This window comes from Rhodopseudomonas sp. P2A-2r, from assembly GCF_026015985.1.
Taxonomy (GTDB): domain Bacteria; phylum Pseudomonadota; class Alphaproteobacteria; order Rhizobiales; family Xanthobacteraceae; genus Tardiphaga.
This window is the reverse complement of record NZ_CP110389.1, coordinates 6,667,851-6,690,581: the sequence shown is the minus strand read 5'-3', so window position 1 is coordinate 6,690,581 and position 22,731 is coordinate 6,667,851. Positions and strand designations below refer to the sequence as shown.

Here is a 22,731-nt window from a genome sequence, read left to right as displayed (position 1 = left end):
CAAGGGGAGAAACGACATGAAGGACAGGGGCAATGGCCTGCGCGCCATCGCGGCAAGGCGGCATCGATGATGTCGCAGGTCATCGAAAACATCCTGCAGGCACTGGTCGCTGGCCTCCTGGCCGGAGCGATCTACGGCCTGATGTGCGTCGGACTCGGCCTGATCTTCGGCGTGATGCGCGTCATCAACTTCGCCCAGGGCGATTTCATGATGCTCGGCATGTATGTCGCCTATTACCTGTTCCTGTCGTTCGGCATCCAGACTGCATTCGGTAACGTGCTCGGCCCCTATGTGGCGATCCTGCTGTCCGGCCCGCTGCTGTTCCTGTTCGGCTTCTGGATCCACAAGTTGCTGATTTCTCGGGTCACCGGCCAGCGCACCGCGACGCTGGAGGGCGAGGGTCACTTCGCCCAGTTGATCCTCACGCTCGGCGTTGCGCTGGTGCTGCAGAACGGCGGGTTGATCGTGTTCGGCTCGGTGCTGGCCTCGATCCGTACGCCGCTGTCGTCCAGCGCCTGGGAGATCGGGCCGCTCTGGAACGACCTCATCAGCATCTTTGTCAACAAGGCGCGCGGCATCGCCGCCATCATCTCGATCGCCGCGATGATCGGGCTTGCCGCGCTGATCACCCGCACCCGCATGGGCAAGGCATTGCGCGCCGCCGCCGACAACCCGGTCGCCGCCACCTATATGGGCATCGACATCGACAAGGCGCACCGCATCGCCTTCGGGCTCGGTACCGCGGTCACCGCGGTGGCCGGCGGGCTGCTCGCCACCAACTATCCGTTCCATCCCTATATCGGCATCGACTACGTCATCGTGATGTATGCCGGCGTCGTGCTGGGCGGCATGGGCAGCATCACCGGCGCGTTCTGGGGCGGCATGACCATCGGGCTCGTGCAGCAGCTTTCGACGCTGGTCCTGCCGACCCAGCTGCAGAACGCCGCGATCTTCGTCGTCTTCCTTTTGATCATTTTCCTGCGCCCTCAGGGGTTCTTTGGCCGCATGGTGGAGAGAACCTGATGCCGATGCTGTTGCGTTCTCTCGCGCCGACATTGCTCGCTGCCGCGATCTATGCCTGCCTCGCTCTTTTCGTTACCAACTCCTACTATCAGCTCACGCTGACTCTGGTGCTGGTGTGGGCGAGTTTCGGCCTGTCGTGGAATGTGCTGTCCGGCTACACCGGTCTGGTGTCGTTCGGCCACGCCGCGTTCTTCGGTCTCGGCGCCTACACCACGGCGCTCGGGCAGATCTATTTCGACATCACGCCGTGGCTGCTGATCCCCGCCGCCGCGGTGATCGGCGGCATTGCCGGCCTGCTGGTCGGCTTCCCGACCTTCCGGCTGCGTGGTCACTACTTCGCGCTGGCGATGCTGGCCTATCCGCTGGCGCTGCTCTACGTGTTCGAATGGCTCGGCTATCAGGAGCTGACGCTGCCGATCAAGCGCGACAATCCGTTCGCCTACATGCAGTTCTCCGATCCGCGGGTCTACACCTTCGTCGCCCTGGCGATGTTGCTCTGCATCGTCGCCATCACCCGCGCGGTGGAGCACTCGCGCTTCGGCATGGCGCTGCTGGCGATCAAGCAGAACGAGGCGGCGGCGGAGGCCGCCGGCATCGACACGCTGTCGTGGAAGCTGCGCTCCATCGCGCTGTCCGGCGCCATCGCCGGTGCGGTCGGCGCGTTCTATGCGGTGGTACTGCTGGTGGTCACGCCGCCCTCGGTGTTCGGCATGCTGGTGTCGGCGCAGGCACTGACGGTTTCGATGTTCGGCGGCGTCGGCACCGTGTGGGGGCCGCTGATCGGCGCTGCGGTGCTGGTGCCGGTGTCGGAGATCCTGCACGCCGAGCTCGGCGCAAAGATTCCCGGCATCCAGGGCGTGATCTTCGGCCTGGCTATCATCACCGTGATCCTGGTGGCGCCGGAAGGCGTGTTCTGGAAGGTGCGCGACCGCTGGATGAAGCGTCGTGCCGGCGCAGCAGCGGCACCAGCCGCCGACGCCGCGACTGCGCCGGAGCGTGTGATTCCGTTCGTAGCGGCCGCCAGGCGCACGGAACGGCCGCAAGGCAATGTGTTGCTCTCGGTCAAGGGCCTGTCGAAGTCCTTTGGCGGGTTGAAGGCGGTGCAGGATGTCAGCTTCGATATCCACGAAGGCATGATCCTCGGCATCATCGGCCCGAACGGCGCCGGCAAGACCACGCTGTTCAACCTGCTCAACGGTTTCTCTTTGCCGAACACCGGCGAGGTGCTGTTCGAGGGCCGCAACATGGTGGGGCGCAAGCCGCATGAACTGTGCCAGGTCGGCGTCGGCCGCACCTTCCAGGTGATGCGCCCGTTCCTGCGCATGTCGGTGCGCGACAACGTCCGCGTCGGCGCCTATGTGCAGGCGGCCAGCGAGGACGAGGCGCGCCGCTTCGCCGACGATGCGGTGGAACGGGTCGGGCTGACAGGTGTCGCCGACAAGGTTGCGGCCGAGCTGACTACCAAGGAGTTGCGGCTGATGGAGCTGGCGCGCGCGCTGGCCGGCAAGCCGCGCCTGCTGTTGCTCGACGAGACGCTGGCCGGGCTTGGCCATGGCGAGGCCGAGGAGGTCGTCGCCGTGGTGCAGCGGCTGGCGCGCGAGGGCGTCACCATCGCCATCATCGAGCACACCATGCAGTCGATGGTGAAGCTGGTCGACAGCTTCCTGGTGCTCGATCACGGCGCGGTGCTGGCCGATGGCGATCCCGTCAGCATCACCCGCAATCCCCGGGTCATCGAGGCCTATCTTGGAAAGAAATGGGTGAACCGTGCTCAAGCTTGATGGTATCTGCGCCGGATACTCCGTCGTTCCCGTCCTCAAGGATGTCTCGCTGACGGTCGAGGCCGGACAGTTCGTCGCCATCGTCGGGCCGAATGGCGCCGGCAAGACGACCCTGTTCAAGACCATCTCCGGCATCGTGCAGCCGAGCGCCGGTGCCATCCTGTTCGAGGGCGTCGACCTCGCCGACATTCCCGCCGCGAAGCGGCCGCATCTCGGCATCGCCCACGTTCCCGAAGGCCGCCAGGTGTTTCCGTCGCTGTCGGTGATGGAGAATCTCGAGATGGGCGCCTTTACCGACGCCGGTCGCCGCGCCTGGAAACAGAACCTCGAACGCATTTTCGCCCTGATGCCGGTACTGGCCGAGCGGCGCGATCAGTTCGCCGGCACGCTGTCCGGCGGCGAGCAGCAGATGGTGGCGATCGGCCGCGGTCTGGCATCTGCGCCAAAACTGCTGATGCTCGACGAGCCCTCCATGGGGCTGGCGCCGGCGATCGCCGATTTCATTTTCGAGAAGCTGATCGAGATCCGCGCCGAAACCAAGCTCACCATCCTGCTGGTCGAGCAGCGGGTCGCCGAGGCGCTGGAATCCGCCGACCGCGGCTATGTGCTGGAAGCCGGCCGTGTCGTGCTCGAGGGCAACAACGCGACGCTGCGGGCCGACGACCGGATCCGGCAGGCCTATCTCGGAATGTAAATCAAGCTCGCGGCCTCAACAGCGAGCCCAATGGGAGGATACAAAGATGACGAAGATACTTCCGGTGACACGGCGTACATTCGTGTCGGGTGCGGCCGCCATCGGTCTCACCGGCGTGGCGCGCGCGCAAGCGCCCGCCGACGTCAAGGTCGGCCTGATCGTGCCGCTGTCCGGCCTCTATGCCCGGCCCGGCGCGGTGATGAAGATGGGCGCCGAGCTGGGCATCGCCGATGTCAATGCGGCCGGCGGCATCAAGGCGCTGGGCGGCGCCAAGCTGCAGCTGGTCGCACTGGATTGCGGCGACACCGTCGAGAAGGCCAAGAACGCCGCGCAGCGCATGGTGGCGCAGGAGCCCGATCTGGTCGCCGCCACCGGCTCCTATCTCAGCTCGTTCACGCTGGCCGTCAGCGAGGTCACCGAGCGCGCCGGCCTGCCGCTGCTGACGCTGTCCTATTCCGACCTGCTTACTGACCGCGGTTTCCGCCACCTGTTCCAGACCTCGGCCACCGCCGCGGCGCAGTCTGAACTTGGCCTGCCCGAACTGATGAAGCTCGCGGAAGCGGCCTCCGGCAAGCGGCCGAAGACCGTGGCCATTGCGATGGACAACACCGGCACATCGATTGCGACGGCCAAGGCGCTGAAGGAAAAGCTATTCCCGAAGCTCGGCCTCGAACTGGTGATGGACGAGGTGTGGACACCACCGCTGGCCGATGCCACGCCGCTGATCCAGAAGGTGCGCGCCACCAGGCCGGACCTGTTCCTGTTCATGCCGAACGCCGTGTCCGACGCCAAGCTCGGGCTCGAGAAGATGAACGAGTTCGGCCTCGGCCAGGGGCGTATCCCCACCATCTCCTTCAGCATTACCATCGCCGAACCCGACATGCTGCAGAGCGTGTCGCCGGAAGTCGTGCAGGGCATCATGACCATCGTCGCCAACTGGGGCGTCAAGGGCCAGGAGAAGCTGCTGGCGGATCTCAAGACCAAGTACAAGGAGCCGTGGATGACCCAGAACGTGGTCTCCACCTATGGCGACATGTGGCTGATCAAGGAAGCGCTGGAAAAATCCGGCAAGGCCGATCGCGCCGCTGTGTCCGAGGCGCTGCGCACCCTCGATGCCGGGCCCGCAAAATACTATCCGGGCGGCACGCTGAAGTTCGACGACAAGGGCCGCCGCGTCGGGGCCGGCGTGGTCATCGTGCAGTGGCAGAACGGCATTCCCGTCACAGTCTACCCGAACGATCTCGCGGTGGCGGCACCGTTCTGGCCCAAGAAGAGCTGAAAAAGAAGCGCTGAACAATCAAAACAAAATCATTTGGAGGACATCATGACCGATATGAGCAGGCTGGCCCTGACACGACGCACGATGCTGGCGGCGAGTGCCGCGACGCTGCTCGCGCCGCGCGCCTTCGCGCAATCGCCGGCCGAGGTGAAGGTGGGATTGCTGGTGCCGCTGTCCGGGCTTTATGCGCGCCCGGGCGCGGTGATGAAGATGGGCGCCGACATGGCGATCGATCACATCAACAAGGCCGGCGGCGTCAAGGCGCTGGGCGGCGCCAAGCTCAAGCTGGTGGTGCTGGATTCCGGCGACACCGTCGAAAAGGCCAAGAACGCCGCGCAGCGGATGGTGGCGCAGGAGACCGACTTGGTCGCCGCCAGCGGCGCCTATCTGAGCTCGTTCACGCTGGCTGCCACGGAAGTCACCGAGCGCGCGCAGTTGCCGATGCTGACCCTGTCCTATTCCGACCTGATCACCGACCGCGGTTTCAAATACGTATTCCAGACCTCGGCGACTGCGGCGTCGCAGGCCCGCCAGGCGCTGCCGCTGCTGATGAAGCTGGCGCAGAGCGCGTCCGGCAAGATGCCGAAGACCGTGGCGATCATCACCGACAACACCGGCGCGTCGGTGGCCTCGGCCAAGCCGATGCGCGAGGGTCTGCTCAAGGAGGTCGGCCTCGATCTGGTGATGGACGAGACTTTCACGCCGCCGCTGTCGGACGCCACGCCGCTGGTGCAGAAGGTGCGCGCCGCCAAGCCGGATCTGCTATTCTTCCTGCCCACGGTGATTTCCGACGCCAAGCTGGTCTTGGAGAAGATGAACGAGTTCGGCCTCAGCCAGGGCCGTATCCCGACCATCTCGTTCGGCATCGCCATCGCCGAGCCGGACATCCTGCAGACCATCAATCCGACGCTCCTGCAGGGCGTTATCACCTGCGTCGGCAGCTGGGCCACCAAGGGCCATGAGGCGCTGATCGCCGAATTGAAGAGCCGCTACAACGAACCGTGGATGACCCAGAACGCCATCTCGACCTATGGCGACATGTGGCTGATCAAGGACGCACTGGAAAAAGCGGGCAAGGCCGACAAGGTGGCGGTGGCCGACGCGCTGCGCAGCATGGATGGCGGGCCGTCCAAATACTATCCCGGCGGCATTCTCAAGTTCGACGACAAGGGACGCCGCGTCGATGCCGAAATGACGGTGGTGCAGTGGCAGAACGGAATTCCCGTCACTGTGTTCCCGCAGAAACTCGCCGTTGCCGAGCCGTTCTGGCCGAAGCGCTGAGCCACGATCCACCCGCCATCTTGGCGGGTGGCCCTATCCGACCAACACAGAAAGAAAAGTACATGAGCAAGGAAGTCTTCGATCGCGGTCTGGCTATTCGCAAGGACGTGCTGGGCAAGGAATTCGTCGAGAAGTCATTCGCGTCGGCGGATGATTTCAACATGCCGATGCAGGAACTGACCACCGAATATTGCTGGGGCGCCGTCTGGGGCCGCGACGGCCTGCCGCGCAAGACCCGCAGCATGCTCAACATCGCCATGCTGAGCGCGCTCAACCGGCCGCACGAGCTGCGCATGCACCTGAAGGGCGCGCTGGTCAACGGCGTCACCAAGGAAGAGATCAAGGAAGTGCTGCTGCAGGTCGCGATCTATTGCGGCATCCCGGCCGGTGTGGATCTCGTTCCGTACCGCGCGCGAAGTGTTCGCTCAGATCGAAGCCGAGAAAGCCGGCAAGTAGGTCGCCTGCACCGACCTGACCGTCGCGGTCGCCGTTCTGCGCATGCTGAACGGCGGCCGCGTTGAAGTAAGAACGCTTCCATGAGATTTACCGTCAGTGAGGCCCGCGATCTCGCCGCGCGCGTGATGGCCGGGCTCGGTCACGATGTCGCAGATTCGGCGCTGATCGCCGATCACCTGATCGACTGCGAGCTGCGCGGGCTTGGCTATGGCGGCCTGGCGCGCGCCATCAGTATTGCCGAACGGCTGGCACGCACCGGCGATCATCGCCGCGCCATCCGCACACTGCACGAGACGCCGGTGTCGGCGCGGCTCGATGGCGGCGACCAGCTCGGCTATCTCGTCGCGCACCGCGCCACCCAGATCGCCATCGACAAGGCGGAGGCCACCGGCATCGCCGTGGTCGGCGCCAGCGACACCTGGTACACCGGCATGCTGTCGTACTATGCGGAGATGGCCGCGGCGCGCGGGTTGGTCAGCGTCATCGCATCCAATGCCTCGCCCTGGGTCGCGCCGCACGGCGCCACCGAAGGCCGCTTCGGCACCAACCCGATCTGCTTCGGTTTCCCCAGTGCCGATGAGCCGGTGATCTGGGACATCGGCACCTCCGCGATCATTCACGCCGAGGTGACGCTGGCCGGCCGGCTCGGCCGGCAGCTGCCTGTCGATGTCGCGTTCGACGCGGAAGGCCGGCCGACGCGCGATCCCGCCGCGGCACTCGCCGGCGCCTTTGCCGCCTGGGGTGGCGCCAAGGGATCGGGCCTCGGCATCGTGGTGCAGTTGCTCGGCATCATGGCCGGATCAAAGCCGATCCCGCCGGAGCTCGCCGGCTTCGGCTTCGTCATCATCGCCATGCGGCCGGATCTGATGGGCTCCGCCGACGAATTCCGCGCCAATGTCTCGGCCTATGCCGAAGCGGTGCGTGGCGCGCGGCCGGTCGAGGGCGGCGCGCCGGTGCGGATGCCGTTCGATCGCTCGCGCGCCGATCGCCAGCGCCGTCGCGATCTGGATGCGATCGAAATCCCCGACGAGATCTGTCGCCAGCTCGATGCTATCGTCGCGCGTCAACCTGCGAGTGAGACTTCATGACCACGTCATCCCATGCCATGAGCGGCATCGAGCCGTTCGAACTGTTCGCGATCCGCTACGGCGAGCACACCGGCCGCCGCGCCTCCGACAATTTCATCGGTGCCGACGTCCACGAGGCCGGCCGCAACCTCGACTACTTCGTCTGGGTGGCGCGTCGCTCCGACAAGGTGTTCGTCATCGACACCGGCTTCAATCCGACCTCGGCGGCGCAGCGCGGCCGCACCATGCTGCGGCTGCCCGCCGACGGCGTGCGTGCGCTCGGCATCGATCCGGCAGAGGTCGACCAGGTCATCCTCAGCCATCTGCATCACGATCACGCCGGCTCGCTCGGCGCATTCCCGCGCGCCTGCTTCCATGTCCAGGATGCCGAGGCGGCCTATGCCACCGGCCGCTGCATGTGCCACGGCTATCTGCGCCATCCCTTCGATGTAGAAGACGTCGTCGGCTTCGTGCGCAACGTCTATGCCGACCGCGTCGCGTTCCACGACGGCTTTTCCGAACTGGCGCCGGGGCTCACGCTGCACAAGGTCGGCGGCCATTCGGCGGGACTGCAGATCGTGCGGGTGTGGACGAAGCGCGGCTGGGTCGTGGTGGCGTCGGACGCCACGCACTATTACGACAATATGCTGCGCGGCCTGCCGTTTCCCGCGGTCTACAATGTCGGCGACATGATGGAGGGGTTTCGCACCGTACAGGCGCTGGCGGATAGCTCCGATCACATCATCCCCGGCCACGATCCTCTGGTGATGGCGCTGTATCCGCCGGTGTCGCGCGAACTCGACGGCATTGCGGTGCGGCTCGACGTGGCGCCGCGCGTGGACCGCGGCTGATGGCCGCGCAGCCGCGATCGGCGCTGGTCACCGGCTCCACCGGCGGGCTCGGCCTTGCCGTGGCCGACAGTCTGGCGGCGGCCGGCTTCAACATCATCCTGCACGGACTCGACGACCCGGCCGCCATGCAGCCGGCGACGCAAGCGCTGACGCAGCGTCACGGCATCGGCGCGGTCTATTGTCGGGCAGATCTCGCCGATCTCGCCGCGGTGGATCGGCTGATGCAGGCCGCGCGTGACGCGTTCGGCGGGCCCGACGTCGTGGTCAACAATGCCGTGGTGCGCCACTTCGCCCCGGTGGAGGACTTGTCCATCGACGACTGGCAGCGTTCGCTGGCGGTCAACCTCACCGCGCCGCTGCGCCTCATCCAGCTCGCACTGCCCGCCATGCGCGCGTGCGACTTCGGCCGCATCGTCAACCTGTCCTCGCAGTACGGCCAGCGCGGCGCCAAGGGCCGCGTCGACTACGTCACCACCAAGACCGGCATCCTCGGCCTGACCCGCACCGTGGCGCTGGAAACCGCCGGCACCGGCATCACCTGCAATGCCGTCAGTCCCGGCACCCTGCCGACGCCGGCGATCGCCAAGCGCATCGAGGCGCTCGCCGCGGCGCGCAACCTGTCCCACGACGACGCTGTGCGTGACTACATGAAAGAGCGGCAGCCGAGCGGCCGCTTCGTCGAGCTCGCCGATGTCGGCGCCGCCATCGTGTTCCTGTGCGGCCCTGCGGCGCGCGACATCACCGGCGCGGTGATCCCCATCGATGGCGGCTGGTCGGCCGCCTAGCCCGACAGTGCCGCGACGAGATCGCCGAGATCCGGCGCATGTTCGAGCGCTCGGATCGTCTCGATCGCTCTCGTGCTGTCGATGCCGGGCGCGCCGTCGCGCGCGCAGGCGCGAAACTTGGCTTCGATATCGGCGTCGGTGAGTGGCCGTGCCAGGCTGCCGCGCGCGGCGACGACCTCCATCGACAGCTTGCGGCCGTCGCGGCAGGCGATGCCGACGCGCGCGGCGCCGACCGGCATGGTGTCGTCGCGGACCGCACTCACCCTGCTGCGCATCGCAACGACATCGGCGTCGAACACGACGGTGTCGGAGAACTCATGGACGCCCGCACGGCCCAGCAGCAGCGCCACTGCGGCACAGTGATGGACACTGACGCGGGCGTCGCCGGCGGTGTTCACCACGCGGTCGCCGCGCGCCAGCAGCAGCGTGTCGCCGGTGACGTTCACCGCATCGATGTCGTCAGGCTTGAGCGCGTGGGCGGCGCGCAGGTCGAGGCAGGCGTCGATCACCGCATGCATGACAATGCCGGCCGGGTAGGGCTTGAAGGTGTTGCTCGCAAACTCCCAGCGCGTGCCGAGCTCGCCGATCATCGCGTCGATATCCGGCGTGTCGCCGCAGGCGCGCGCCCAGCCGAGCGGCCCCTCGATCGCGGTCGGCGCGGCCTGCTGGCCGGCTTCGGCGAGCATCGCGGCGAGCATGCCGCTGCGCGCGGTGTTGCCGACGCTGGCGTTCTTGCCTGCTGTCGGGAGATTTTCCACCAGCCCGGCGGACAGGCTGGCGGCGATGCCCAGCGCGTGGGCGGTGCGCGCGGCATCGAGGCCGAGCAGGCGCGCGCAGGCGGCTGCCGCGCCAAACACGCCACAGGTTGAGGTAATGTGCCAGCCGCGCGCGTAATGGCCCGGTGAGACGCCGAGCCCGATGCGGCAGGCGGTCTCGCCGCCGGCGACGAAGGCCTGGAGCAGTTGCCGGCCCGACAGGCCGCGCCATTCCGCCAGCGCCAGCGCCGCGAAAGCCACTGGCGCGGTGGGATGGATGATGGTGGGCAGATGGGTATCGTCGAAGTCGAGCAGGTTGCTGGCCACCGCGTTGACGAAGGCGGCGCTGCCGGCGTCCATTCGCCTGGTGCCGCCAACCAGCATGGCGTGCCGGTGATCGGAAAAGCATTGCAGCGTCTGCGCCAGCGTGACGACCACCGGCGCGCGCGCCGAACCGAATGCGGTACCGATGCCGTTCAGCAGCGAGCGTCGCGCAGCCCCACGGACGGCTTCGGGGAGGTCCTCCCACTGCATCGCGGAAATCAACTGCGCGAGGGCATGGGTGACGGTTGGCGTGGTTTTCATCGAGAAGCCCGAAAGTGCGCGATCTGGAACGAGATGCGTCGCCGAGGATGGTCGGCAATACATTGCCTGACAATGCCTATCGCTGGCCGGCAAATTGGTGCGCCGATCGCTATAACTGCTATTCCGATGTGAATTCCTTGGCCTGTCAGCGCCGAGGGATAGCTGCGCGCTGCATAGCTGCGGTCCCGTACCGAACCATTGAAGGCATCACGGCCGCAACGCGGGCGCGTCCATCGCCATGCCCCGCGCGCGAGACATCAGATAGAGCTCCAGTTCGACCAGCTCCGGTGCGCCGTAGTCGTAGGCCTGGGCGCGGACGCCGGCCATGCAGTTGCGCAGCCGGCGCTGCAGCGAGCCGATGGACTGCCATTCCAGCCGGTACAGCGGATAGCCGGTCGGATGGGCCTGGGTGATGGCGGAACCGGCGAGGTGCTTGTCCCAGTTGTCGTCGTGGCAATTGCTGCAGCCGAGATTGAGCTGGCCCTGCCGGCGCATGAACAACGCGTGGCCGGCGGCAACGAACGGCGCCAGCCGCGGGTCAGCGCCGGCGTCGATCGCCATGCCGCGCGATTGCCGGGCGACCAGGGCGGTCAGCGCCAGCAGCTCCGGGCTTTCATAGGCCAGGGGCGTGGCCTGCTGGTGCTGGCTGCGGCACAGGTTGATGCGCTGCTCGAGATTGACCGGCCGCCCCAGTGTCGCATCGAAAGCGGGATAGTGCGCCGCGACGCCGCGCATGCTTGCGGGATCGTTGTGGCAGTCGGCGCAGGCCAGGTTCGCCGTGCCGGATTTGTCCTTCCACAGTTTCTCGCCGTCGAGCACCGACAGCATGGCGGGATTGGCGGTGTCGTCGTTCTGGATCGCCTGCGTTTGTGGCGTCATGAACGTCGCGCCGGAGCGGCGCTCGGCCGGCGGGATCTCGGTGGCGAAGCCGAGCGCTCCCGCCTGCATCAGCAGCGTTGCCGCGATGATGCCAGTGCCTTTCATTCGACGATGATCGAGGCCGAGGCGGTTTCGGAAAAGCCGCGGTCGCCGGTCCAGTTGAATTCCAGCGTGCCGCTGTCGCTGGCGACCGTAAAGAATGACAGGAAGGGATTGGCGGCGATGGCCGGAAACAGCTCAGCACGAAAGATCTCCACGCCATTGTAGCGGCAGGAGAAGCTGGTGATGATGTTGCGGGGAATGGCCTCGCCGGTCACGGTGTGGCGGAAGCCGGTTTCCATGATATGCGACATCAGCGCCTTGATCTCGATGATGTCGCCGCGCTTGGCCTTCGGCGGCACGTTGATGAGGGCGGAGGGCATCAGCTGGCTTCCTCGGTGCAGGCGGCCAGAGTCACCACCACGTCGGCGCTGACCGACCAGAACGAACCGTCCGACAGTCGCGCGATGGCCACGATCTTCTGGGTATCGGCGAGCCGCATCCTGGTGCCGACCTCGGCGCGGCCGGCGCACGGGCCGATGAAGAAGTTTCCCACATTGGGTTGCGGGTTCTTCTCGTTGAACAGATGGATGCTGCGCACGAAGTCGGTGTCCGTCATCGGGCTGGAGACGCTGACAGTGACCGGCACGGTATTGCCGTTCTCCACCAGCGGCGGCACGTCGAGCTTGACGCGGCCGGCATGCACCACCGCGCCGCCCACGACGGCGTGGATGGCCGCGGCCAGCGAGTCGGGCGTCGCCTGTGCACTCGTCAGCGCGAACGGCGTGACGGTGATGGCCGCCATGCCGCCAGCCATCGTCAGGAAGCCGCGCCGTGTCGCGTCGGTGCTCGTGCTCATCATCCGTCCCTGTTCAATCCCGCAGCGTGGTGAGATAGGCCACCACGTCCTCGATCTGCCCAGCCGAGAGGATCGGCCGGTCGCGCCATGTCGCCGCCACCCGCTGCAGGCTGTCGACCCGGTAATAGGATGGCATGATGGTCGCGGGATTGAGGCGCGTCGCATCCACCAGCCGCAGCCGCAATTGTCCCTCGCTCCAGCGGCTGCCGCTGCCCGCGAGACCCGGCGCCAGATCGCCCTGCAGCACGGCCGCGTTCTGCGGCACCGCGTGGCACAGCACGCAGGTGGTCTGCCGGTTGGCGACCAGCGCGCGTCCGCGCGCGGCATCGCCCGGTGCGCCGGTCAACGACGCCGCGATGGCATCGCCCTCGACCACGTAGCCGACAAGCTGTTGCGCGCGGGACGCGCCGGGCAGCGCGATGCAACACAGTGCCGCGAGCAGCAGACGCGCGATCCCCGGTGCTCTAGCCAAAGGCTTCGGCCGTGATGGTAGCGAACCAGGCATCGGCAAAGGCGGCCTCCTGCGCGCGTACCGCGGCCGGCGCATCGAGCGGGCTGACGCCGCCGGCGCCCTCCACATCCGCGAACAGGCCGTTCTTGGGCTGGTACACGCCGGCGATGGAGATGCCGTAATCGGGCGTCACCAGGCTGTAGCAGGTGTTGATCAGCTTGGGCTGCGGCGGCGCGTTGCCTGCCAGCAGGGTGACCACCGCGCCGGCGCAGGCCTTGGCCTGGGCATTGGCCGAAAAAGCCGATTTGGGCATCGCGCCGGCGATGCAGGCGTCGCCGATGACATGGATGTTCGGCACCAGCCGCGATTCGAAGCTGACCGGATCGATACTGCACCAGCCGGTCTTGTCGACGGCACCGGCCAGCACGGCGATCGCGCCGGCTTTCTGCGGTGGGATCACATTGGCGACCTGCGCGGTGTGCTTGCCGAAATCGGTGGTCAGCGTGTTGGTGGCCGGATCGACCGACGTCACCTTGCCGCCCTGTGACAGCGCAACCCATTCCACCATGCCGGGATACAGCTCTGCCCAGGCGCTCTGGAACAGTTTCTGTTTCGAGAAGGCATCCTTGGCGTCGAGGATGATCAGCTTGGAGCGCGGCTTCTTCGTCTTCAGATACCAGGCGATCAGGCTGGCGCGCTCATAGGGGCCGGGCGGACAGCGGAACGGATTGGCCGGTGCCGCGATCACCACCAGACCGCCATCGTCCATCGCCTCGAGCTGGCGGCGCAGCAGCGTAGTCTGCTCGCCGGCCTTCCAGGCGTGCGGCATTTTCCCGGCGGCAGCCTGGTCGTAGCCCTCCAGCGCGTCGAAGCGCAGGTCGATGCCCGGCGCCAGGACCAGCCGGTCATAGGTCAGCGACGAGCCGTCAGCGAGTTTGACGCTACGCGCCTGCGCGTCGATCCCTGCCGCCATCTGCGGGACCACGGCAATGCCCTCGGCCGCGAACTTTCCGTAACCGAATTGCTGCGCTTCCAGAGGCCGCATTCCGACGATCACCGCATTGCTGAACGGGCAGGAAGTGTAGGTGGCGTTGGGTTCGACCAGCGTGATCTGGATGCTGGGGTCGAGTTGCCGCAGCGCGCGGGCGCAACTGGCGCCGCCGAAACCGCCGCCGATCACCACGACCTTTGCCGCGCCCTGCGCCAGCGCCGGCCGCGCAAATCCCAGCGCGGCGGCGCCCATCGCCGCGCCGAAAAACTCCCGCCGGTTCGGATGACGCAAGCGGCTCATCTTGTGTCCTGTTGCTGTGCAGCGAGCCATGCCGCGATCGGGCGCACCTCGTCGTCGGAAAACCCCTTGGCGATGCGGTTCATCACCGTGGCCGGCCTGGAGCCGTCGCGAAACGCTGCCATGGCAGCGACGATCTCGCCGGCGTCGCGTCCACGCAGATGCGGCACCGGCGAGGTCGCACTACTGATCGTCGTGTGGCAACCGGAGCACGAAGCCGCGCCCGGTGGCGGCAGCGATGCTGCCTGCGACGGCGTGGCCGCAATCGCAAACAGGGCCATCGCCAATCCAACGGAACTGCGAAGCTCATTCATTCCCGTCATCCAGTGGAAAAGCGGAGGCTGCTTGCCTCTGCTCATATCAGGCAAAGCTGATGTCGTGGTTGCGCAGCGGCACCGAGCGGATGCGTTTGCCGGTGGCGGCGAAATAGGCGTTGAGCACCGCGGGCGCCGCGACGCAGATGGTCGGCTCGCCGACCCCGCCCCAGAATCCGCCGCTCGGCATGATGATCGACTCCACCTTGGGCATTTCGCTGATCCGCATCGAATTGTAGGTGTCGAAGTTATTCTCCTCGATGCGTCCGTCCTTCACCGTGAGTCCGCCATAGAACAGCGCGGACAGGCCGTAGACGAAGGAGCCAGCGATCTGCCGCTCGATCTGCGCCGGATTGACGGCGTAGCCGGGATCGGTGGCGGCAACGATGCGATGCACCTTGATCTTGTTGCCTGATGTCACCGAGATCTCGGTGGCGCCGGCCACGTAGCTGCCATAGCCCATGTGCTGGGCGATGCCGCGGAACACGCCCTTGGGCGGCGGCGTGGTCCAGCCGATCTTCTCGGCGACGGCATTGAGCACAGCGAGGTGCTTGGGGTGCTTGCCCATCAGCTTGCGGCGGAATTCGAGCGGGTCCTGCCCGGCAGACAGCGCCAGCTCGTCCATGAAGCATTCGAGATAGATGGCATTGTGGTTGACGTTGACACCGCGCCAGAAGCCGGGCGGCACGTGCGGGTTGCGCATGGAGTGTTCGACCAACAGGTTCGGCAGACTGTAGCCGATCGCCGCCTCGCCCTGCGGCGCAAGGCCCTGGAACGCCGCCGGATCCATGCCATTGACCAGCGCATCCGGACGCACGCTGAACAGGATCGACTGGCCGGACAGCCGGACCTGCAGCGCGGTCAGATTGTTGTCGGCGTCGAACGCGCCGGTCAGCTTGCACTGGGTGATCGGATGATACCTGCCGTGCTGCATGTCCTCTTCGCGCGACCAGATCAGTTTGATCGGCGTACCCGGCATCTGCTTGGCGATCGATACTGCCTGCCGCACATAGTCGGTCATGCTGCGGCGACCGAAGCCGCCGCCGAGCATCAGCTTGTGCACGTCGCATTTGTCGGCCGGCAGGCCGGAGGCCTCCAGCACCGCGGCGAAGGCGGCTTCGCCGTTCTGGGTGCCGGTCCACACTTCGCATTTATCCGCCGTGTAGAGCGCAGTAGCGTTCATGGGCTCCATGGTGGCGTGGTTCTGGTAGGGGTAGGAATAGACCGCCTCGATCTTGCGCGCGGCGCCGGCGACTGCGGCCTTGGCATCGCCGTTCTGGTTCCCGATAAAGGCGGGCTGCGCCGGGTCGAGGCCTTCCTCGAGCCATTTGGCGATGGAGGCACTGGACACCTTGGCGTTGTCGCCTTCGTCCCAGACGATGGGCAGTGCGTCGAGCGCGACCTTGGCGTGCCACCATGTGTCGGCGACCACGGCGACTGCGCTGTCACCCACCTTCACCACCTTCTTGACGCCCTTCATGGCGGCGACCTTGGAGTCGTCGAAGCTTTTCAGTCTGCCGCCGAACACCGGGCAATCCTTGATCGCGGCGTTGAGCATGCCCGGTAGCACCACGTCGACGCCATAGGTCATCTTGCCGGTGGTCTTGTCGGCGGTGTCCAGCCGCTTGACGCCCTTGCCGACGATCCGCCAGTCCTTGGGGTCCTTCAGCTTGACGTCGGCGGGTGGCGAAAGTTTTGCGGCGGCCTCGACCACCTTGCCGTAGGTGGTGGTGCGGCCCGACGGCTTGTGGGTGATGACACTGCTGGCGGCGCTGCATTCGCCGACCGGCACGTTCCATTCATTGGCGGCGGCCTGCACCAGCATCATGCGCGCGGTGGCGCCGCCCTTGCGGACATAGTCCTGCGAGGTGCGGATGCCGCGGCTGCCGCCGGTGGAGAAGTCGCCCCAGGCGCGCTTGCGGGCGACGCTCTGGCCCGGCGTCGGATATTCCGTCGTGACCTTGGACCAGTCGCATTCGAGTTCCTCGGCGACCAGCTGCGCGAGGCCGGTCAGGGTGCCCTGGCCCATTTCCGAACGCGCGATGCGGATCACCACGGTGTTGTCCGGGCGTATCACCACCCAGGCGTTGACTTCCGGCGATCCGTCGGCGGCGCGCACCACGCCGGGACCGCCGAACGGCAGGTCGAGCCCGAGCGCGAGGCCGCTGCCCACGGCGGCGGATCCGATGACGAAAGAGCGGCGGCTGAGGCTTGGCATATGGGTCATGTCATGTTCCTCAGGCGCTGGCGGCGGCGTGGATCGCTTCGCGCACCTGCTGGAAGGTGCCGCAACGACAGATATTGGTGATGGCCTCGTCGATGTCGGCGTCGGATGGTTTCGGCTTGTCGCGCAGCAGCGCGGTGACCGCCATGATCATGCCGCTCTGGCAATAGCCGCACTGCGGCACGTCGTTGTCGATCCAGGCCTGCTGCACCTTGTGCAACGTGCCGCCGGCGGCCAGTCCCTCGATGGTGACGATCTGCTTGCCGACGGCCTCGCCGACGGTCACGCCGCACGAACGGGTCGCGGCGCCGTCGAGATGTACGGTGCAGGCGCCGCATTGTGCAATGCCGCAACCATATTTGGTGCCGGTCAGGCCGGCATTTTCGCGGATAGCCCACAGCAAGGGCGTGTCAGCTTCGGCATCGATCTCGAATGTCTTGCCGTTGATCGTGAGGCTTGGCATCTTCCGTCCCCTTGCCGGGATTGTTGCTCCCATGAACGGCAAGGTGGCGCGAAAACTGGAATAGTTCAAATAAACAATTTGCGTTCGGCATGTGACCGACCGCGACGTTCCGCAACGTGTCGAACGCATGACGCGATCAACGGCGGTCTAGCGCTCGCTTTTCGGAAGTGACCACGGCGCGAATTTGCGCTGCACGATCACACACAGGCGGAACATCGCAAGGCTCAGCGCGACCAGCACGATCAGGCCGGCAAAGGCTTGGGGAACCTTGAAGAACGAGGTCGAGAACATGATAAAGAAGCCGAGCCCGCGCTCGGCCGCCACGAATTCCGCCACCACCGCGCCAACCACCGACAGGGTGGTGGCAATTTTCAATGCGCTGAAGATATAGGGCAGCGCGAAGGGCAGGCGGATATGCAGCACCTCGCGGGCGCGGCCGGCCTTGAGCGAGCGCGACAGCTCGATCAGTTCTTCAGGTGTCGCCAGCAGGCCGGTCACGGTGGAGACGACGATCGGAAAGAACGCGATCATGAAGGTGATCAGCACCCGCGGCAGGTCGGCGGCGCCGAGCGTGGTGACGATGATCGGCGCCACCGCGACCACCGGCGTCGACTGCACGATGATCAGGATCGGGTACAGCGTGCGCGACAGGAAGCGCGAATTGGCCAGCGCGATGGCCAACGGAATCGACACCACCACGGCGAGCACGAAGCCCATCGCCGCCACCCGCAGCGTCGCCCAGATATGGCCGAGCCACAGCGTCCATTCGATATTGGCGCCGGCGGTGACGATGGCGCTCGGCGACGGCAGCAGGAACGACGGGATGGCGAAGAAGCGGCATGAGCCTTCCCACAGCAGCAGCAGGGCGATGAAGGTCAGCGCCGGCGCGAAGCGGTTGAGTTGCACGAGGGTGCGGGAGAGGCGCGGGCTCATGGTCATGTCACCGGCCGGGTAAAGAGCTGGCCGCGAATGTAGTTGGCCATCTCGTTGAATGCCGGGTCGGACAGCGACGCCAGCGACCTTGGCCGGGCCAGCGGCACGTCGAGGATCTCGCGGACCCGGCCCGGGCGGGCGCTCATCACCACGATGCGGTCGGCGAGCAGCAGCGCTTCGGGGATCGAATGGGTGATGAACAGCACCGTCTTCGGCCGCTCGGTCCAGATCCGCAGCAGCTCGAAGCTCATCTCCTCGCGGGTCAGCGCGTCGAGCGCCGAGAACGGCTCGTCCATCAGCAGGATGTCCGGGTCGAGCAGCAGGGCGCGGGCGATGGCGACGCGCTGCTGCATGCCGCCGGACAGTTCGTCGATCTGCTTGGCGGCGAAATCGGACAGGCCGACCAGCGCCAGCAGCTCCTGCGCACGGACGCGCTCCTCCGCGGTGACGCGGCCGTATTTGTGGCGCATCGGGAAGGTGACGTTGTCGAGCACGTTGAACCAGGGCAGCAGCGTCGGCTTCTGGAACACGATGCCAATGTCGTCGCGCGGCTCGGTCACCGGCATGCCGTAGATGTCCAGCGTGCCGCCGGTCGGCTTGATCAGGCCGGCGATCAGCCTCAGCAGGGTCGATTTGCCGCAGCCGGACGGTCCGAGCACCGCGATGAACTCGTGGCGCCCGATATCGAAGGTGATGCCGTCGAGCGCCGTGACGGACGAGCCGTCATCCTTGCCGAAGGTCTGCTTGAGGTCGGCGAAGTGGATGACGGGCTGCGAGGTCAAGAGCGATGTCCGGGCAAATGATGGCTGGCAGGAACGGCGGGCGCCGGATCGCTCCGGCGCCCGTGCAGGATCACTTCGGCAGGAACGAGCGGTCGACCGCGGTCTCCGGGTCGAGCTTCTCGATCGGCATGTTCTGCGACTTGGCGGTCCATTCCCAGGTCTTGGCGAGCAGCGCCTTCTCGAAGGCGCCGGCGCCGTCCTTCTTGGCGATAGCGTTGTCCATCAGCGGAATGGAAGCTGCGAACTGCTTGTCGGCAACGGCCGCATCGATATCGCCCACCGAGGCCTTCACCGAGGCGCCGGCAAGTTTCGGATCGGCGATGGCCATCTGGTTGCCGGCCAGGAACGCCTTCAGGGTGCGCCGTGCCACGTCGGGCCGCTCGGCCAGGAATTTTTCCGATGCAAACACCGACAGGCCGTAGCCGGTGAAGCCGTAGTCGGACCACGAGATCACCTTCAGCTTCTTCTTGACCTCGTTCATCGGCCCCTCGAAACCGGGCGCCACCGTCACCCAGTTGATGGTGGCGTCGACCTTGCCCGATGCCAGCATCGGCGCCAGTGCGCCGGGGTCGACCTTGAGCAGTTCGACCTTGGCGGGATCGATGCCGTTGGCCTGCAGCAGCAGCGGCCACACCACGTTCGAGGAAGAGAAGGTGGCCGTGGCGATCTTCTTGCCGGCAATGTCCTTCAGCGAGTTGATGCCCGAGCCCTCCGTGGTGAAGATTGCATCCGGCTCGATAGTATAGAGCGAGGCGATCGCCTTGACGGGGACCTTGCTCTCCGCCCTGGCCTGCAGCAGCGCGGCGAGCCCGCCGGTGCCCATGTCGCCGGCGCCGGTGCCGAGCTTGGTCACCACGTCGGAGGAGCCGCGGCCGGACTGGATCGTCACCTCGAGACCCTCGGCGGCGAACAGGCCCTTGGCCTGCGCCACATAGACGGCGGCCTTGTCGCCGGCCGGCAGCCAGTCGAGCAGGAACGTCACCTTGTCGGCGGCGAAGGCCGGCGCCGCGGTCGTCAAGACAAGTCCGGTGACAGCCAGGGTGCGCGTGAGCAGTGAGCGGATCATTCGAGGGACTCCTTGTTTGAGGCTTCGTTTTGTTCGAGCTCTTGCACGAGCCGGACCAGATTTCGAACGCGGGCGAACGAGGGGGCGCAGCCAAACCGGGGGACTTGTCGGTCTGCCGCAAAATCATGAGCGGGCTGCCAGCCACGGGATGACGCAGGCTGCCAGTTTTTCAGGCATCGCCAGTTGCGGCGCGTGCCCGCTGTCGAGACCGACAACCCATGCGCCGGGGACCATGGCCTGCATGCGGCGCTGCGCAGCCAGCACCACCGAGCGATCCTGCAGCGCCTCGACATAGAGCCGGGGGACGGTGCCGAAGCGTTGCGACGTCAGCTGCGGGCTGATGGCGCGGCCGCCTTCCGCTTGCGGTGTCAGCCGCACGCTCGCCGCTTCGGCGTCGTCCTGGGCGCAGTCGTGATAGAAAATCTGCCGCGCCGCATCGGGCGGCACCGTCGATGTCACCCCATCGGCAGACCACACCAGATGCGGGCGAATTCCCGCCGCGGCCGGATCGGCGGCCACCAATGGGCCGACCACGTCGCCGAAGCTGCCGCCGTTCGGCAGCATCATGCCGGCCACATAGACCACGCCGCTGACGCGGTCGTGGCAACGTTCCGCGACTTCCGAGGCGATCACCCCGCCGCCGGAATGCGCCAGCAGCACGACCGGATCGTCGCCGGAACGAGATCCTGTCGCCGACATGTGCGGCATAGACATCGAGCGAGACGTCCGCCGCCGGGGTTGAATCGTGGCCGTTGCCGGGAAGGTCGATCGCCTCGGCGCGGAAGCCGGCCTGCGCCAGCGCTGGCAGGAAGCGGGACCACGCCCAGCTTCCTGCCAGGCGCCGTGGATCAGGATCAGTCTCACGTCGCGGGCGCGTAGGTGCGGGCGTACATGGTGCGCAGATGCGCCTCGACGGTGGTGGGCGGATATTTCGGCGCTTCGCCGGCGGCGAGGCAGGTCGGAATGCAGGCGACTTCGTGGTCGTAGTTGCCGACATAGAAGAACGGCACCGAATAGCGCTCGCGCCCGGAGGTGTTGATCACGCGGTGCAGGGTGGAGCGGTAGAGATCGTTGGTCCAGCGCGCGATCATGTCGCCGAGATTGACGATGTAGGTTCCCGGCACCGGCTCGGCGTGGACCCAGCCCTGGCTTTCCTGATCCCAGACCTGCAGGCCGCCGACATTGTCCTGGCGCAGCAGGGTCAGCCCGCCGAAGTCGGTGTGGGCACCGGCGCCGCGCTGCTCCGGAGCGTCGCCCGGCTGTTGCGGCGGATAGTGCAGCAGCCGCAGCGTCGCCATCGGATCCGCGCAGAAGTCCTTGAAGTAGTCCTCGTCGAGGTCGAGCGACAATGCGATGCCGCGCATCAGGCGCTCGCCGAGACCAAGCAAGGCCGTGAAGTAGTCGGTCATGGTGTCGTGAAAGCCGGGCCCGGCATTGGCCGGCCACTGGTTCGGGCCGTGGTTGAACTTGCCCGCCAGCACGCGCGGGTCATCGGCGGCGTGTTCTGGACCGATATAGAAGCCCTCCTTGAGGTCCGGCGGCGCGCCGGCCTCCAGCGTCTGGGCCTTCAGCGGCTCGTAGCCGCGATTGGCCTTCGAATGCGCCTTGTCGAGCGCCAGCTTGTCGGCAGCGGGGAGCGCGAAGAAGGTTTCCGCTTCCGCGAACACCTGCGCCACCAGCGTTTCGGGGATGCCGTGGTTCTTCACATAGAAGAAGCCCTTGTCGAGACAGGCGCGCCGGAGCTCCTGGGCCACGCCCCGGCGGTCCGCTGGATCGGCGCTCGAGAGACCGGAGATGTCGATGATCGGAAGCGCGGACGCGGCGACGTGGACTGCTTTCAGGGTGGCTGGCATGGTCGATCCCTCTGCGAGTTCCCGAGCCTTGCATGGGATGCCTGTGCTCAAAAGAACAGAGTTTCGAGCATGCCGATGCCGAAGCGGCATCAGCCAGGGCCAAGCGCCGCATTTTCCTCGGCTTCCCGCCGGTTCAATTCGTCGGCAAGGATCTGCACGAAGCGGTCGACGGCGGTTGGCAGGGCTCGGCCGGCGCGGACATAGACGCCGAGATCACTCCAGATCGGGCCATTGGCCCCCAGCGGCACATGGACCAGCCGGCCGGACGCCATGGCGCTGGTGAGGCCGATTCGGGTCTGGAACGCGACGCCGACCCCGCGCAACGCCAGTTCGCGCATCAGCTCGACCGAACCCGACATGACGGCCGGCTCGAGCGCGCGGGATATGCGCGAGATCTCCGGCGCCAGCAGCTGGTTGATCGACAGGTCGGGCGTCGCCAGGATGATCGGCGAATTGAGGCAGGCCGCCAGCGATGTCGTGGATTTGGCGGCAATGGGGTGATCCGGCGGGACCACCGCGCCGAGCCGGAAGCGATTGAGCGCGACCTGGTGCAGATCGCCGTTGCGCGGCAGCGCGAAGGCCAGGCCGATATCGCAAAGGCCCTCCGCGATCACGGACGGGATGGCGAAGGATCCCATCGTCTCGACGGTCACCGTGACACGCGGCGCGCGTGCGCGCATGCGCTGGATCGCATCGGGCAGGATCTCGCCGCACACGCCCTCGACAGCAGCGATGCGGATCTGTCCGGCGTGGCCGCCCTTGAGTGCGCCGATGTCGGTGCGCACCCGCTCGAGGTCCTGCAGCACTGCGATGACGTGACGCGCCATCGCCTCGCCGCTGGCCGTCAGCTTCAGCCCCGTTACCGTGCGGTCGAACAGTGCCGCGCCGACTTCCTTTTCCAGCTTCAGGATCTGCCGGTTCACCGCGGAGGACGCCACGTTCAATCGGCGGGCGGCTTCGCGGATCGACCCGGCACGCCGCACGGCCTCGAAATAATGGATCGCGGCCGAGTGGATGCGCATG

23 protein-coding genes and 1 pseudogene are annotated in these 22,731 nt (G+C 66.6%); 9 read left to right on the top strand and 15 right to left on the bottom strand.

Features of this window, described 5'->3' with window-relative positions:
- Positions 1-66 precede the first annotated feature (66 nt).
- The 9 genes and pseudogenes from ONR75_RS32115 (at position 67) to ONR75_RS32075 (ending at position 9,217) form a co-directional block, all read left to right on the top strand.
- Positions 67-1,023 (top strand): branched-chain amino acid ABC transporter permease, encoded by a 957-nt coding sequence (locus ONR75_RS32115; protein WP_265080803.1) that lies wholly within the window; start codon positions 67-69, stop codon positions 1,021-1,023.
- Positions 1,023-2,804 (top strand): branched-chain amino acid ABC transporter ATP-binding protein/permease, encoded by a 1,782-nt coding sequence (locus ONR75_RS32110; RefSeq protein ID WP_265080802.1) that lies wholly within the window; start codon positions 1,023-1,025, stop codon positions 2,802-2,804. The genes ONR75_RS32115 and ONR75_RS32110 overlap by 1 nt, the downstream gene beginning before the upstream one ends.
- Positions 2,791-3,498 carry an ABC transporter ATP-binding protein gene (locus ONR75_RS32105; RefSeq protein ID WP_265080801.1) on the top strand — a complete coding sequence of 236 codons (708 nt, stop codon included), beginning with the start codon at positions 2,791-2,793 and terminating at the stop codon, positions 3,496-3,498. Before ONR75_RS32110 ends, ONR75_RS32105 begins: the two co-directional genes overlap by 14 nt.
- A 46-nt stretch (positions 3,499-3,544) precedes the next feature.
- Positions 3,545-4,777: an ABC transporter substrate-binding protein gene (locus tag ONR75_RS32100; protein ID WP_265080800.1), complete on the top strand. Its 1,233-nt coding sequence runs from the start codon at positions 3,545-3,547 to the stop codon at positions 4,775-4,777.
- A gap of 45 nt (positions 4,778-4,822) precedes the next feature.
- A complete protein-coding gene (locus ONR75_RS32095; protein ID WP_265080799.1) occupies positions 4,823-6,058 on the top strand; it encodes an ABC transporter substrate-binding protein in 1,236 nt (411 codons plus the stop codon).
- 62 nt (positions 6,059-6,120) lie between these two features.
- A pseudogene (locus ONR75_RS32090) lies at positions 6,121-6,514 on the top strand (carboxymuconolactone decarboxylase family protein).
- A gap of 80 nt (positions 6,515-6,594) precedes the next feature.
- Entirely contained in the window at positions 6,595-7,602 is a 1,008-nt protein-coding gene (locus tag ONR75_RS32085) for an Ldh family oxidoreductase (RefSeq protein WP_265080798.1), read from the top strand.
- On the top strand, positions 7,599-8,432 hold the full coding sequence (locus ONR75_RS32080) for an N-acyl homoserine lactonase family protein (protein WP_265080797.1): 834 nt from the start codon (positions 7,599-7,601) through the stop codon (positions 8,430-8,432). The genes ONR75_RS32085 and ONR75_RS32080 overlap by 4 nt, the downstream gene beginning before the upstream one ends.
- A complete protein-coding gene (locus ONR75_RS32075; protein ID WP_265080796.1) occupies positions 8,432-9,217 on the top strand; it encodes an SDR family oxidoreductase in 786 nt (261 codons plus the stop codon). Before ONR75_RS32080 ends, ONR75_RS32075 begins: the two co-directional genes overlap by 1 nt.
- Here ONR75_RS32075 and ONR75_RS32070 read toward each other — a convergent pair.
- The 15 genes from ONR75_RS32070 to ONR75_RS32000 all read right to left on the bottom strand — a co-directional run bounded on the left by ONR75_RS32070 (position 9,214) and on the right by ONR75_RS32000 (position 22,730).
- Entirely contained in the window at positions 9,214-10,557 is a 1,344-nt protein-coding gene (locus ONR75_RS32070; RefSeq protein ID WP_265080795.1) for an MmgE/PrpD family protein, read from the bottom strand. The genes ONR75_RS32075 and ONR75_RS32070 overlap by 4 nt on opposite strands.
- A 207-nt stretch (positions 10,558-10,764) precedes the next feature.
- On the bottom strand, positions 10,765-11,541 hold the full coding sequence (soxA, locus tag ONR75_RS32065; protein WP_265080794.1) for a sulfur oxidation c-type cytochrome SoxA: 777 nt from the start codon (positions 11,539-11,541) through the stop codon (positions 10,765-10,767).
- Entirely contained in the window at positions 11,538-11,858 is a 321-nt protein-coding gene (soxZ, locus tag ONR75_RS32060) for a thiosulfate oxidation carrier complex protein SoxZ (RefSeq protein ID WP_265080793.1), read from the bottom strand. Before soxZ ends, soxA begins: the two co-directional genes overlap by 4 nt.
- Entirely contained in the window at positions 11,858-12,334 is a 477-nt protein-coding gene (locus ONR75_RS32055) for a SoxY-related AACIE arm protein (protein WP_265080792.1), read from the bottom strand. The genes soxZ and ONR75_RS32055 overlap by 1 nt, the downstream gene beginning before the upstream one ends.
- Before the next feature lie 13 nt (positions 12,335-12,347).
- Entirely contained in the window at positions 12,348-12,806 is a 459-nt protein-coding gene (gene soxX, locus ONR75_RS32050) for a sulfur oxidation c-type cytochrome SoxX (protein ID WP_265080791.1), read from the bottom strand.
- Positions 12,799-14,076 (bottom strand): NAD(P)/FAD-dependent oxidoreductase, encoded by a 1,278-nt coding sequence (locus ONR75_RS32045; protein ID WP_265080790.1) that lies wholly within the window; start codon positions 14,074-14,076, stop codon positions 12,799-12,801. The genes soxX and ONR75_RS32045 overlap by 8 nt, the downstream gene beginning before the upstream one ends.
- Positions 14,073-14,354, bottom strand: a complete 282-nt coding sequence (locus ONR75_RS32040) for a c-type cytochrome (RefSeq protein ID WP_265080789.1) — start codon at positions 14,352-14,354, stop codon at positions 14,073-14,075. The genes ONR75_RS32045 and ONR75_RS32040 overlap by 4 nt, the downstream gene beginning before the upstream one ends.
- A 79-nt stretch (positions 14,355-14,433) precedes the next feature.
- A complete protein-coding gene (locus ONR75_RS32035; protein ID WP_265080788.1) occupies positions 14,434-16,614 on the bottom strand; it encodes a xanthine dehydrogenase family protein molybdopterin-binding subunit in 2,181 nt (726 codons plus the stop codon).
- Positions 16,615-16,624: 10 nt separating this feature from the next.
- A complete protein-coding gene (locus ONR75_RS32030) occupies positions 16,625-17,074 on the bottom strand; it encodes a (2Fe-2S)-binding protein (RefSeq protein WP_265080787.1) in 450 nt (149 codons plus the stop codon).
- 147 nt (positions 17,075-17,221) lie between these two features.
- The gene (locus ONR75_RS32025; RefSeq protein ID WP_265080786.1) at positions 17,222-18,007 is read right to left on the bottom strand and encodes an ABC transporter permease; all 786 of its coding nucleotides are present in this window, start codon (positions 18,005-18,007) and stop codon (positions 17,222-17,224) included.
- A gap of 2 nt (positions 18,008-18,009) precedes the next feature.
- A complete protein-coding gene (locus ONR75_RS32020) occupies positions 18,010-18,789 on the bottom strand; it encodes an ABC transporter ATP-binding protein (protein ID WP_265080785.1) in 780 nt (259 codons plus the stop codon).
- Positions 18,790-18,859: 70 nt separating this feature from the next.
- Entirely contained in the window at positions 18,860-19,855 is a 996-nt protein-coding gene (locus tag ONR75_RS32015) for an ABC transporter substrate-binding protein (RefSeq protein WP_265080784.1), read from the bottom strand.
- Positions 19,856-19,978: 123 nt separating this feature from the next.
- Positions 19,979-20,569: an alpha/beta fold hydrolase gene (locus ONR75_RS32010; protein WP_265080783.1), complete on the bottom strand. Its 591-nt coding sequence runs from the start codon at positions 20,567-20,569 to the stop codon at positions 19,979-19,981.
- A 146-nt stretch (positions 20,570-20,715) separates the two neighbouring features.
- The gene (locus ONR75_RS32005) at positions 20,716-21,708 is read right to left on the bottom strand and encodes an isopenicillin N synthase family dioxygenase (RefSeq protein WP_265080782.1); all 993 of its coding nucleotides are present in this window, start codon (positions 21,706-21,708) and stop codon (positions 20,716-20,718) included.
- Positions 21,709-21,797: 89 nt separating this feature from the next.
- Positions 21,798-22,730: a LysR family transcriptional regulator gene (locus ONR75_RS32000; protein WP_265080781.1), complete on the bottom strand. Its 933-nt coding sequence runs from the start codon at positions 22,728-22,730 to the stop codon at positions 21,798-21,800.
- Position 22,731 lies beyond the last annotated feature (1 nt).